Below are 11,872 nucleotides of genomic sequence, written 5' to 3'. Positions count from 1 at the left end.
GCCCCGGCGGCAACCGTTGCTCAGACGCCCGCCTCCCGGACGCTCACGCCCCCTCCTTCAGTACGCGGGAGATCAACTCCCGCTGGTCGTCGGTGAGTCGGGGATCGGCCGCGTACACCGTGCGGCTGTCCACGGTGATCTCGTACCGGAAGCCGTCGGGGACGCCGGTGGGCGGGGCGCCCGGGCCGGACGCGAGGACCCGTTCGGCCAGGGCCTGCCACTCGGCGGCGTCGGGCCGGCCCGAGGTGTCCACCTCGGCCCCGCGCCCGATCCCCGCGAAACCACCCGTGCGCTGCACTCGAATACGCATGGGTCCGTGTCTAGTACGGATCTACGTCGTCCGCACCCCGACCGTCTCCCACGCCTTCTGCACGGCCTCCAGTTCGTCCCCGGAGCCGAACCGCGCCGTGGCCGCCTTCACCGTGAGCTTGGCGAAGTCGGCGAACTGGGCGTTCGAGCGCAACTCGCCGCCGGTGAGCACGTCGTACCAGATCTGGCCGGCCTTCTCCCAGGCGTTGCCGCCGATGGCCGTGGCGAGCAGGTAGAAGGCGTGGTTGGGGATGCCGGAGTTGGTGTGGACGCCTCCGTTGTCGCTGCTGGTGTGCACATAGCCCGCCATGGTCGCGGGCTGCGGGTCCTTGCCGAGCCTCGGGTCGTCGTACGCGGTGCCCGGGGCCTTCATCGACCGCAGCGCCGTGCCGTGGACGCCGGGGGCGAGCAGGCCCTCGCCGATCAGCCAGTCGGCCTGGTCGGCGCTCTGGCCGAGCGAGTACTGCTTGATGAGCGAGCCGAAGACGTCGGAGACCGACTCGTTGAGCGCGCCGGACTGGCCCTGGTACTCCAGGTTCGCGGTGTACTGCGTCACCCCGTGGGTGAGTTCGTGGCCGATGACGTCGACGCAGCTGGTGAAGTCGACGAAGACCTGGCCGTCGCCGTCCCCGAAGACCATCTGCTCGCCGTTCCAGAAGGCGTTGTCGTAGTCGGTCTCGTAGTGCACGGACGCGTTGAGCGGCAGGCCGTTGCCGTCGATGGAGTCCCGCGCGTAGGCCTTCAGGTACAGCTCGAAGGTGGCGCCGAGACCGGCGTAGGCGCGGTTGACGCCGGCGTCCTGGACCGGGTCCTGGCCCTCCGCGCGGACCTCGGTGCCGGGCAGGTCGCTGCCGTGCCGGACGTCGTAGATCGTGCGCCGGGGCTTGCTGTCGGCCTGGGCGGCGGTGGCGATGACGGTCTGGGTGGCGACCGCGGTGTCGCGGCGGCGGCTGCGCAGCGCGGAGTCGTGCTGGAGGGTGCGCAGCGCGGATGCGGAGAGCGCCTGGTCCTCGTGCTGGGCGAGCCGGTCGAGGATGTGCGGCGGCACGATCGTGCAGAAGACGGGCTGGAAGCCCCCGTTGGTCGTCATGCCGAAAACCATCGCACTGCGTGACGTCAGTGTCACTAGTCGCGACCGTGATTGGGTGAAATATCGGGACGCCTGGCCACACTCCGTAGCCGGGAGTGGTATGGCGCACTTTTTGTCCCTGTTCATCCCCCTTGCTCGGTCGATCCCGCATACTGATACGGACCCGCGCAACCGGCGCGCCTCGGCTACGCTGCGAAGCATCATGCGTTTCGGGCTGCTTCTCCTTAGCTGCCGCGGCGAGGGCCTGTAGTCAAGGCCGACTCCCTCCCCGCGGAGCTTGGCGTTGCGTCGTCGGCCGACCCGGACATCCGGAAAGACACCCCACATCCGGACACCCTGAGGAGCCCACGCCACCATGGCCAACCGCCAGCAGCCCAGCACCATGCCGATCCACAAGTACGGTCGCTACGAGCAGGTCGACATCCCCGACCGCACCTGGCCCCAGAAGCGGATCACCGCCGCCCCCCGCTGGCTGTCCACCGATCTGCGTGACGGCAACCAGGCCCTCATCGACCCGATGTCGCCCGAGCGCAAGCGCCGGATGTTCGACCAGCTGGTCAAGATGGGCTACAAGGAGATCGAGGTCGGCTTCCCGGCCTCCGGCCAGACCGACTTCGACTTCGTGCGCTCGATCATCGAGGAAGAGGGCGCGATCCCGGACGACGTCACGATCTCCGTGCTGACCCAGGCCCGCGAGGACCTGATCGAGCGGACCGTGGAGTCCCTGAAGGGCGCCAAGCGGGCCACCGTCCACCTGTACAACGCCACCGCCCCGGTCTTCCGCCGCGTCGTCTTCCGCGGCTCCAAGGGCGACATCAAGCAGATCGCCGTCGACGGCACCCGCCTGGTGATGGAGTACGCCGAGAAGCTGCTGGGCCCGGAGACCGAGTTCGGCTACCAGTACAGCCCGGAGATCTTCACCGACACCGAGCTGGACTTCGCCCTGGAGGTCTGCGAGGCGGTCATGGACGTCTGGCAGCCCGGCCCGGGCCGCGAGATCATCCTCAACCTGCCCGCGACCGTTGAGCGTTCGACCCCGTCCACGCACGCGGACCGCTTCGAGTGGATGCACCGCAACCTGACCCGCCGCGAGCACGTCTGCCTGTCCGTCCACCCCCACAACGACCGCGGTACGGCGGTGGCGGCGGCCGAGCTGGCGCTGATGGCCGGCGCCGACCGCGTCGAGGGCTGCCTGTTCGGACAGGGCGAGCGCACCGGCAACGTCGACCTGGTCACCCTGGGCATGAACCTGTTCTCGCAGGGCGTCGACCCGCAGATCGACTTCTCCGACATCGACGAGATCCGCCGCGTGTGGGAGTACTGCAACCAGATGGAGGTCCACCCGCGCCACCCGTACGTGGGCGACCTGGTCTACACGTCCTTCTCCGGCTCCCACCAGGACGCCATCAAGAAGGGCTTCGACGCCATGGAGGCCGACGCGAGGGCCAAGGGCGTCACCGTCGACGACATCGAGTGGGCCGTGCCGTACCTGCCCATCGACCCCAAGGACGTCGGCCGCTCCTACGAGGCCGTCATCCGGGTCAACTCGCAGTCCGGCAAGGGCGGTGTCTCCTACGTCCTGAAGAACGACCACAAGCTGGACCTGCCCCGCCGGATGCAGATCGAGTTCTCCAAGCTCATCCAGGCGAAGACGGACGCCGAGGGCGGCGAGATCACGCCGAAGGAGATCTGGGCGGTCTTCCAGGACGAGTACCTGCCGAACCCGGACAACCCCTGGGGCCGCATCCAGGTCAGGACCGGCCAGTCCACGACGGACACGGACGGCGTCGACACCCTGACCGTCGAGGCGACGGTCGACGGCGAGGACACGGTCCTGACTGGCTCCGGCAACGGTCCGATCTCGGCCTTCTTCGACGCCCTGCAGTCCATCGGCATCGACGTACGCCTGCTGGACTACCAGGAGCACACGATGAGCGAGGGCGCCTCCGCGCAGGCCGCCTCCTACATCGAGTGCGCGATCGACGGCAAGGTCCTGTGGGGCATCGGCATCGACGCGAACACGACGCGTGCGTCGCTGAAGGCGGTCGTCTCGGCCGTCAACCGCGCGGCCCGCTGACCCCTCTGACCGGGGGTTTCAACGCCCTGACCGCTGTATACGGCGGTCAGGGCGCCGCCGTTTTCGGCCATGGCGCCGACGAGGTCACAGAAAGGTCTCTTCCGGGGTACTGACTCAGCCTCCGTGATGTGGCTAACATCACGCCAGCACGGCGATGTTGCCGCGCGGTTACGGAGGTGCGACGTGCTGCCAGTACGGGGACGATACGGCCAGGCCCTGCGCTTCCTGGGCACGCGCACCGCATGGACACCCGTGGGCGACGGGGAGTTCTACTGCCCCGGCTGCGGGGGCGACCGCAACTACCAGCGGCTCACCGGCCGCCGCCGGCTCACCCTGCTCGGGCTGCCGCTGCTGGCGCGCGGCACGGCCGGACCGGTCGTGGAGTGCGCGGCCTGCGAGCAGCACTACGGCACCGACGTCCTCGACCACCCCACCACCCGCCGCTTCTCCGCGATGCTCCGCGACGCCGTGCACACCGTCGCCCTCGCCGTGCTCGCCGCGGGCGGCACCTGCTCCCGTACGGTCCTGGAGACCGCGGCCGCCGCCGTCCGCGCCGCCGGCTTCGACACCTGCACCGAGGAGCAGCTGGCCGCCCTGGTCGAGGCGCTCGCCGCCGACACCGGCCGGGTCTTCGAGCAGCCGTACGGCGCGAGCCTGACGATAGAGCTGCACGAGGCGCTGGACCCGCTCGCCCCGCACCTCGCCCCCGCCGGCCGCGAGTCCCTGCTGCTGCAGGCCGCCCGCATCGCCCTCGCCGACGGCCCCTACACCCCGGCCGAGCGCGACGCCCTCACCACGGTCGGCGCTGCGCTGACCATCCGCGCCGACGACGTCACCCGGCTGCTGGCGGCGGCCAGGACGACCCCGTCCTGAACCGGCGCCGTCGTCCCTGCGTACCTCAGCCGTACCCCGGCGACGGATGAGACCCGGATCGGTGACGGCGGCGACGGCGGCCGTACGGGAGCCGGCGCCCGGCTTGGCGTGCCCTCCGTGCGGTGGACGCCGCCCGCGGGTGCCGCCGTCCGGCAGCGGCACAAGGCGTGGCCTGCCCGCCGGAGCGAGGGGCGACGGCGACCATGAGCGGATGACCGCCCAGCGCCGCACCCTGCTCACCGCCCTCGCCCTCCTCGCCTCCCTCACCGCCCGCCTGCCCGCCGAGGCCGCGCCGGACCGTCCCGCCGCCGGCTGCGCCTCCTCCGTCCCCTACGTCTCGGGCGCGGGCGGCTACGACACGTACCGCATTCCGGCGGTCGTCCGCACCCGGCACGGCACCGTGCTGGCCTTCGCCGAGGGGCGCCGGGACAGCGCGCGGGACACCGGCGCCATCGACGTCGTCCTGCGCCGCTCCACCGACGGCGGCTGCACCTGGGGCCCGCTGACCGTCGTGACGGCCGGGAGCGGGGACACCCGGGGCAACCCGGTCCCGGTCGTGGACCCGCGCACCGGCGCCGTCGTGCTCGTGACCTGCTGGAACAGCGGAGCGGCGACGCAGGGCCAGATCATGCGCGGGGAAGCGGAGCGCCGGGTGTACGTGCAGCGCAGCTGGGACGACGGCCGCCGCTTCTCCGCCCCGGCCGACATCACGGCGCGGGTGAAGCGGCCCGGCTGGCGCTGGTACGCCACCGGCCCCGGCCACGCGGTCGCCCTCACCCGGGGCCCGCACCGGGGCCGCCTCCTCGTCCCCGCGAACCACTCCGCCGGCTCCCGTCACGACGGCGGTCACGCCCTCTACAGCGACGACGGCGGCCGCACCTGGCAGCTGGGCTTCGTCGCGGACGCCTCCGGCGGTGGGGTCAACGTCAACGAGACGACGGCCGCCCAACTCCCGGACGGCAGGCTCTACTTCAACGCCCGCGACCAGTACGGCAGCGCCCCCGGCAACCGCCTCGACACCTACTCCGGGGACGGCGGCCGGTCCCTCGACCGCCCCTACGCCCCCCAGCCCACCCTGGCCGACGTCCCCGTGGTCCAGGGCAGCGTCCTCCAACTCCGGGGCGCGGGCGCGCCGCTGCTCTTCTCGGCGCCCTCCGTGCCGACCGCCCGCCGCGCCCTCGCCCTGTGGTCCAGCACGGACGCCGGCCGCACCTTCACCAGGCGGCTCACCCTCTCCGACCGCCCGGCCGCCTACTCCGACCTCGTCCAGCTGGGCCCCGCCACGATCGGCGTCCTGTACGAGACGGGCGCCGACCACAGCTACGAGACACTGCGGTTCCGCAGACTCACCCTGACCTAGTGCCCGGGCAGGCAACGTTCGCCCCGTCGCGACGCCCGGCACGCCACCCCGCTGCGCGGGAGGCGCCCCCACTCGCCGCACCGGCCGAAAGCCCAGGTACGCCCAGTACGAGGACTTCCGGCCGGCACGCCGACAGCACGCACCGGACGCCGCTCCTTGACGGGCAAACGTTGCCTGCCGGGGCACTAGAGGAGCCCGGCCGCCGCCAGGTACTTGCCCACCTTCTCGACCTCCTCGCCGGACAGCGGCACCTGCGGCTCGGCCGTCACCGGGCAGTCGATGATCCCGCGCAGATGCAGCGCCGCCTTGAACGCGCCCAGCGCCGACGAACTCCCGCCCATCCGCGCCGGGTCACCGGCCCCGACCATCCCGAACAGCGCGCACAGCCGCTCCTGTTCGGCCCGCGCCCCCTCCCCGTCGCCCGCCCGGGACAGCCGGTACAGCCGCACGTACCCGTGCGGGTCGACGTTGCCCAGCCCCGGCACGCACCCGTCGGCGCCCAGTGCCAGCGCCGCGTCCACGATCAGCTCCGAGCCGGTCAGCACGCTGAACCCGGGGTGCGCGCGGGCCCCGGTGACGACCTCCCGGAAGGCGCCCAGGTCCCCGCTGGAGTCCTTCAGCCCCGCCAGTACCCCGTCACCGGCCAGCCCCAGCACCAGCTCGGCGGGGAGCTTGGTGTGCACGGCCACCGGGATGTCGTACGCGATGACCGGCACCGGGCTCGCGGCCGCGATCCGGCGGTAGTGGTGGACGATCTCGGCGCGATGGGTGCGGGCGTAGAAGGGGGCGGTGACGACGACGGCCTGCGCGCCCGCCGCCGTCACCGACGTGACGTGGTCCAGGACCCGGGGCGTGGTCATGTCGATGGCCCCGGCGATCACGGGCACCTGGCCGCCCAGGTGCCCGACGACCGCCTCCACGACCAGCCGCCGCTGGAGGTCCGTGAGGAACGCCGCCTCGGACGTGGACCCGAGCAGGAACAGCCCGTGCACCCCGCCCGCCACCAGATGGTCCACCAGCCGGAGCAGCGAGGCCACGTCCACCTCGCGGTCCGGCGTCAGAGGCGTGCAGACGGGCGGGACGACACCGGTGAGCGGGGCGGGGAAGGTCATGTGTCCGCTCCTTGCCGCTGCCAGTTCGGTCAGCGTGACCATAAGAGGGCTCACAGGGGCGGTCAAGTGCAGCCGGGCCGGGGTGCGCCAGACGGGGACCAGGTTGCCCTCCGCCGTCAGCCGGGCCCGGAGCCCCGTGCGGAGGAAGCCGTCGGGGGTGAAGGCGCGGGCGTCGGACTCGGGGGAGCGGTGGTAGCCGCGCACGGTGTGCGGGCCCCGTACGAGGAGGTCGCCGCTCTCTCCCCGGCGGCGTCGACGCGGATCTCGTCGCCCGGTGAGACGGGGCGCCCCAGGGTGCCGAGGACCACCTCACGCGGGTCGTCCGGGCGGGTCGCGATGACGACACCCTCCGCGAGGGCGAACACCCGCTGGAGCCGGCAGCCGAAGCCGGACTCGATCCGGGCGGCCAGGCCGGGATCCAGGTGCGGGCCGCCCACCTGGACCACCCGGAGCGAGGCCAGGTCGGCCTCGGTGCCGTCGGCCAGGGCGGCCAGCCACAGGGTGGCCGTGCCCGGTGTGACCGAGGTGATCGTCACCCGCTCCCGCTCGATCGCGCGGAGAGCCGCCTTCGGCGCCGGGTTCAAGGGTCGGTGCGGGGGAGCGCTTGGGTGAGAATGGTGTCCATGAGTCTGTTCCGCGACGACGGCATCGTGCTGCGCACCCAGAAGCTGGGTGAGGCGGACCGGATCATCTCCATCCTCACGCGCGGTCACGGTCGCGTCCGCGCCGTGGCGCGCGGGGTGCGGCGCACCAAGTCGAAGTTCGGGGCCCGGCTGGAGCCGTTCTCGCACGTCGACGTGCAGTTCTTCGCACGCGGCAGCGAGCTGGTCGGGCGCGGGCTGCCGCTGTGCACGCAGAGCGAGACCATCGCCGCGTACGGCGGCGGGATCGTGACCGACTACGCCCGGTACACCGCCGGGACGGCCATGCTGGAGACCGCCGAGCGGTTCACCGACCACGAGGGCGAGCCCGCCGTGCAGCAGTATCTGCTGCTCGTCGGCGCCCTGCGCACGCTCGCGCGCGGCGAGCACGCGCCGCACCTCGTCCTCGACGCCTTCCTGCTGCGGTCGCTGGCCGTCAACGGGTACGCCCCCAGCTTCGGCGACTGCGCGAAGTGCGGCATGCCCGGCCCGAACCGGTTCTTCTCCGTGGCCTCCGGCGGATCCGTCTGCGCGGACTGCCGGGTGCCCGGCAGCGTCGTACCCTCGCCGCAGACCCTGGTTCTGCTGGGGGCCCTGCTTACGGGAGACTGGGAGACGGCGGACGCGTGCGAGGCGCGGTACGTCCGGGAGGGCAGCGGGCTGGTGTCCGCCTACCTGCACTGGCATCTGGAGCGCGGGCTGCGCTCGCTCCGGTACGTGGAAAAGACCTAGAGCGGCAGTAGGGAGACGAGAGACACATGGTGGTACGCGGGTTCCTCGGGCGTCAGCGGCGCGAGTACAGGGAGCCGGAGCCGCACCCGTCCGGTGCCCGCGCCCCGAAGCTCCCCGGCGAGCTGGTCCCGAACCACGTGGCCATCGTCATGGACGGCAACGGGCGCTGGGCGAAGGAGCGGGGCCTGCCGCGCACCGAGGGGCACAAGGTGGGCGCCGAGCGCGTGCTCGACGTGCTGCAGGGCTCGATCGAGGTCGGCGTCCGCAACATCTCCCTGTACGCCTTCTCGACCGAGAACTGGAAGCGCTCGCCCGACGAGGTCCGCTTCCTGATGAACTTCAACCGCGACTTCATCCGCAAGACCCGCGACCAGCTCGACGCCCTCGGCATCCGGGTGCGCTGGGTGGGCCGGATGCCCAAACTGTGGAAGTCGGTGGCCAAGGAACTCCAGGTCGCCCAGGAGCAGACCAAGGACAACGACCTGCTCACCCTGTACTTCTGCATGAACTACGGCGGCCGCGCCGAACTCGCCGACGCCGCCAAGGCGTTGGCCGAGGACGTGCAGGCGGGCCGGCTCGATCCGGCCAAGGTCAGCGAGAAGACCATCCAGAAGTACCTGTACTACCCCGACATGCCGGACGTGGACCTGTTCCTGCGCCCCAGCGGTGAGCAGCGCACCTCCAACTACCTGCTCTGGCAGAGCGCGTACGCCGAGATGGTCTTCCAGGACGTGCTGTGGCCGGACTTCGACCGCCGCGACCTGTGGCGGGCCTGCGTCGAGTTCGCCTCCCGCGACCGCCGCTTCGGCGGTGCCGTCCCCAACGAGGAACTGCTGGCCATGGAGGCCGCGATGAAGGGCGACGCCACCTCCTAGCGTCCGTTGGGGCACGGGTCACCGGCGGTTCACGCGGGCCGCCGGGGATGCCGGGCTCATGCGGCAGCCCCCGCGCACCTGCCAGCAGCCCCCGACCGGCCCCGAGCCCGTCGTCACCGAGAACCTCTCCCGCCAGGGCTCGCGCACGGCCGCGGACGGCGACCTGGTCCCCGCGCTGCGGGACAACGCGGCGGCGGCAGGCCGGCTCACGCATGAGGCGCGCAGTTCGGGCCGCGCGTGCGGGCTCTCCAGGCCGCCACGGCCAAGGCCGGCTACGGCGCCGTCAGCGGGCGCGGCAAGCGGGAGCCGGCGGACACGCCGTGCGGCTGGAGCGGCGGCTGCCCTCGCCGTTCGCGGAGATCACGGCCGACGGGGAGCAGATCGACGCCCGCACCTGACGGGCAGGGGCGCGCCGCCTGCTCTCCCCACAAGGCGGCGGGCGGCGCCGCGCAGCGCGACTACATGGCCCACGACCCGCGCCTGAAGGACAGGTCCCCGACTCGATGGCTGCCGCCCAGGCCGTCCACAGGGGCGCGGGGACCTGCGCGACCGCGACCAGCCATGACGGACCCGCAACCCGGCAACGCCCCGCACCCCCACGGCGCCGACCGGCACCGCTCAACCGGCGGCGCACTCCGCGCACGTGCCGAAGATCTCCACCGTATGGGCGACGTTCACGAAGCCGTGCTCGGCGGCGACGGCCTCGGCCCACTTCTCGACCGCCGGTCCCTCGACCTCGACGGCCTTGCCGCAGGCACGGCAGACGAGGTGGTGGTGGTGCTCACCGGTGGAGCAGCGGCGGTAGACCGACTCGCCGTCGGAGGTGCGCAGGACGTCGACCTCGCCGGCGTCGGCGAGGGACTGCAGCGTGCGGTACACCGTCGTGAGCCCGACCGAGTCGCCCTTGTGCTTGAGCATGTCGTGCAGTTCCTGCGCGCTGCGGAACTCGTCGACCTCGTCCAGGGCCGCCGCCACGGCTGCACGCTGTCGGGTCGCGCGGCCCTTCACGGGCGGTCCAGCGGTCGTCACCGTTTTCTCCTCACGTCTCGCTCCTGCCCGGGCGCCATTGTGCCAGCCCGGACTGCCGGAGGTCAGACGCCGACCTCGTCCCCGGCTCCTCTCGTACCCGGGACCGTGCCGGAAACCGGGGCGGGAACCGTGCACTGCGCCGGGTCCCCGGCGGGCCCGGACCGGGCCGCCGCGCGGGCGCGTCGCCGAGCCAGCGGGGTGGCCAGGGCGGTCAGCGCGACGAACGCGGCGATGGTCAGCAGGACGATCGTCGCGCCGGGCGGAACGTCCTGGTAGTACGAGGTGATCGTGCCGCTGACGGTCACGGCGATGCCGAGCGCGACGGCGATCGCGAACGTGGCGGTGAAGCTGCGGGTGAGCTGCTGGGCCGCCGCCACCGGCACGACCATCAGCGCGGACACCAGCAGCAGACCGACCACGCGCATGGCGACGGTCACCGTCACCGCCGCCGTCACGGCGGTCAGCAGGTTGAGCGCGCGCACCGGCAGGCCCGTGACCCGCGCGAACTCCTCGTCCTGGCTGACCGCGAACAGCTGGCGCCGCAGGCCGAGGGTGACCAGCACCACGAACGCGGCGAGCAGGCAGATCGAGACGACGTCCGACTGCGACACCGTCGACAACGAGCCGAACAGGTACGACGTCAGGTTCGCGTTGGAGCCGCCCGGCGCGAGGTTGATGAACATCACGCCGCCGGCCATGCCGCCGTAGAAGAGCATCGCGAGGGCGATGTCGCCGCGCGTCCTGCCGTACCAGCGGATCAACTCCATCAGGACCGCGCCGAGGACGGAGACGGCGGTCGCCATCCACACCGGGGAGGTGGAGAGCAGGAAGCCGAGGCCGACGCCGGTCATGGCCACGTGTCCGATGCCGTCGCCCATCAGGGCCTGGCGGCGCTGGACCAGGTAGATGCCGACGGCGGGGGCGGTGACGCCGACGAGGACGGCGGCGAGCAGCGCCCGCTGCATGAAGGCGTAGTTCAGGAAGTCCATCAGCTCAGCAGTCCCGTCCGCAGGGGTTCGGCGCCCGCCGGTGCGTGCGGGTGTACGTGGTCGTGGCCGGGGAGCGCGTGCTGGCCCAGGGCCTGCGGCGGTGGGCCGTCGTGCAGGACGCAGCCGTCCCTGAGGACGACCGCCCGGTCGATCAGGGGCTCCAGTGGGCCCAGTTCGTGCAGGACGAGCAGGACCGTCGTCCCCGCCTGAACCTGCTCCCGCAGTGTGCGGGCGAGGATTTCCTGGCTGGCCAGGTCGACGCCCGCCATCGGCTCGTCCATGATCAGCAGCTCGGGCTCGGCGACGAGGGCGCGGGCGATCAGCACGCGCTGGTGCTGGCCGCCGGAGAGGGCGTTGACCGAGTCCTTGGCGCGGTCGGCCATGCCGACGGCCTCCAGGGCCCGCCGCACGGCCTCCCGGTCGGCCTTGCGGAAGACGCCGAAGCGGGTCCGGGACAGCCGGCCGGAGGAGACGATCTCGGTCACCGTCGCCGGGACGCCGCCGGCGGCCGTCGTGCGCTGCGGTACGTAGCCCACGCGCGCCCAGTCGCGGAAGGAGCGGCGCGGGGTGCCGAACAGTTCGACCGTGCCGCCGCTCGCCGGCACCTGGCCGATGATCGTGCGGATGGCGGTGGACTTGCCGGAGCCGTTCGCGCCGAGCAGCGCGACCACCTCGCCGCGGCCGACGGTGAGGTCGATGCCGCGCAGCACGGGACGCGCGCCGAGTTCGGCGCTCACCCCCCGCAGGGATATGACGGGCTCACTGGTCATCTGGTCTCCCGTACC

12 protein-coding genes are annotated in these 11,872 nt (G+C 72.4%); 5 read left to right on the top strand and 7 right to left on the bottom strand.

Annotated elements, in window-relative coordinates; genetic code table 11:
* Window positions 1-43: 43 nt before the first annotated feature.
* Both ACZ60X_RS03700 and ACZ60X_RS03695 read right to left on the bottom strand, forming a co-directional pair.
* A complete protein-coding gene (locus ACZ60X_RS03700; protein WP_469592824.1) occupies window positions 44-310 on the bottom strand; it encodes a protealysin inhibitor emfourin in 267 nt (88 codons plus the stop codon).
* A 21-nt stretch (window positions 311-331) separates the two neighbouring features.
* Window positions 332-1,399, bottom strand: a complete 1,068-nt coding sequence (locus ACZ60X_RS03695; protein ID WP_469592822.1) for a M4 family metallopeptidase — start codon at window positions 1,397-1,399, stop codon at window positions 332-334.
* Between the two features lie 355 nt (window positions 1,400-1,754).
* Here ACZ60X_RS03695 and leuA point away from each other — a divergent pair, with 355 nt between their 5' ends.
* From leuA to ACZ60X_RS03680, 3 genes are all read left to right on the top strand, one after another.
* Window positions 1,755-3,476 (top strand): 2-isopropylmalate synthase, encoded by a 1,722-nt coding sequence (gene leuA / locus ACZ60X_RS03690; RefSeq protein WP_469592819.1) that lies wholly within the window; start codon window positions 1,755-1,757, stop codon window positions 3,474-3,476.
* Window positions 3,477-3,659: 183 nt separating this feature from the next.
* Complete coding sequence (locus ACZ60X_RS03685) at window positions 3,660-4,349, top strand: TerB family tellurite resistance protein (RefSeq protein ID WP_469592817.1); 690 nt, start codon at window positions 3,660-3,662, stop codon at window positions 4,347-4,349.
* A 211-nt stretch (window positions 4,350-4,560) separates the two neighbouring features.
* Window positions 4,561-5,709, top strand: coding sequence for a sialidase family protein (locus ACZ60X_RS03680; protein ID WP_469592815.1), 1,149 nt, complete (start codon window positions 4,561-4,563; stop codon window positions 5,707-5,709).
* A 185-nt stretch (window positions 5,710-5,894) separates the two neighbouring features.
* Here the strand turns inward: ACZ60X_RS03680 and ACZ60X_RS03675 are convergent, their stop codons facing one another.
* Window positions 5,895-6,821 (bottom strand): dihydrodipicolinate synthase family protein, encoded by a 927-nt coding sequence (locus tag ACZ60X_RS03675; protein ID WP_469593018.1) that lies wholly within the window; start codon window positions 6,819-6,821, stop codon window positions 5,895-5,897.
* A 116-nt stretch (window positions 6,822-6,937) separates the two neighbouring features.
* Window positions 6,938-7,405, bottom strand: a complete 468-nt coding sequence (locus ACZ60X_RS03670; RefSeq protein WP_469592812.1) for an AMP-binding protein — start codon at window positions 7,403-7,405, stop codon at window positions 6,938-6,940.
* 39 nt (window positions 7,406-7,444) lie between these two features.
* Here ACZ60X_RS03670 and recO point away from each other — a divergent pair, with 39 nt between their 5' ends.
* Together recO and ACZ60X_RS03660 are read left to right on the top strand one after the other, a co-directional pair.
* The gene (gene recO / locus ACZ60X_RS03665; protein ID WP_469592810.1) at window positions 7,445-8,194 is read left to right on the top strand and encodes a DNA repair protein RecO; all 750 of its coding nucleotides are present in this window, start codon (window positions 7,445-7,447) and stop codon (window positions 8,192-8,194) included.
* A 26-nt stretch (window positions 8,195-8,220) separates the two neighbouring features.
* On the top strand, window positions 8,221-9,069 hold the full coding sequence (locus tag ACZ60X_RS03660) for an isoprenyl transferase (RefSeq protein ID WP_469592808.1): 849 nt from the start codon (window positions 8,221-8,223) through the stop codon (window positions 9,067-9,069).
* Window positions 9,070-9,687: 618 nt separating this feature from the next.
* Here the strand turns inward: ACZ60X_RS03660 and ACZ60X_RS03655 are convergent.
* From ACZ60X_RS03655 to ACZ60X_RS03645, 3 genes are all read right to left on the bottom strand, one after another.
* The gene (locus ACZ60X_RS03655; protein ID WP_469592806.1) at window positions 9,688-10,098 is read right to left on the bottom strand and encodes a Fur family transcriptional regulator; all 411 of its coding nucleotides are present in this window, start codon (window positions 10,096-10,098) and stop codon (window positions 9,688-9,690) included.
* Between the two features lie 62 nt (window positions 10,099-10,160).
* Window positions 10,161-11,087 (bottom strand): metal ABC transporter permease, encoded by a 927-nt coding sequence (locus ACZ60X_RS03650; RefSeq protein ID WP_469592803.1) that lies wholly within the window; start codon window positions 11,085-11,087, stop codon window positions 10,161-10,163.
* Window positions 11,087-11,857: a metal ABC transporter ATP-binding protein gene (locus ACZ60X_RS03645; RefSeq protein WP_469592801.1), complete on the bottom strand. Its 771-nt coding sequence runs from the start codon at window positions 11,855-11,857 to the stop codon at window positions 11,087-11,089. The genes ACZ60X_RS03650 and ACZ60X_RS03645 overlap by 1 nt, the downstream gene beginning before the upstream one ends.
* Between the last annotated feature and the right edge of the window lie 15 nt (window positions 11,858-11,872).

This window comes from Streptomyces sp. NPDC104106 (assembly GCF_055584345.1).
Note: the sequence above shows the minus strand (reverse complement) of the source record. Positions and strands in the feature narration are given on the sequence as shown.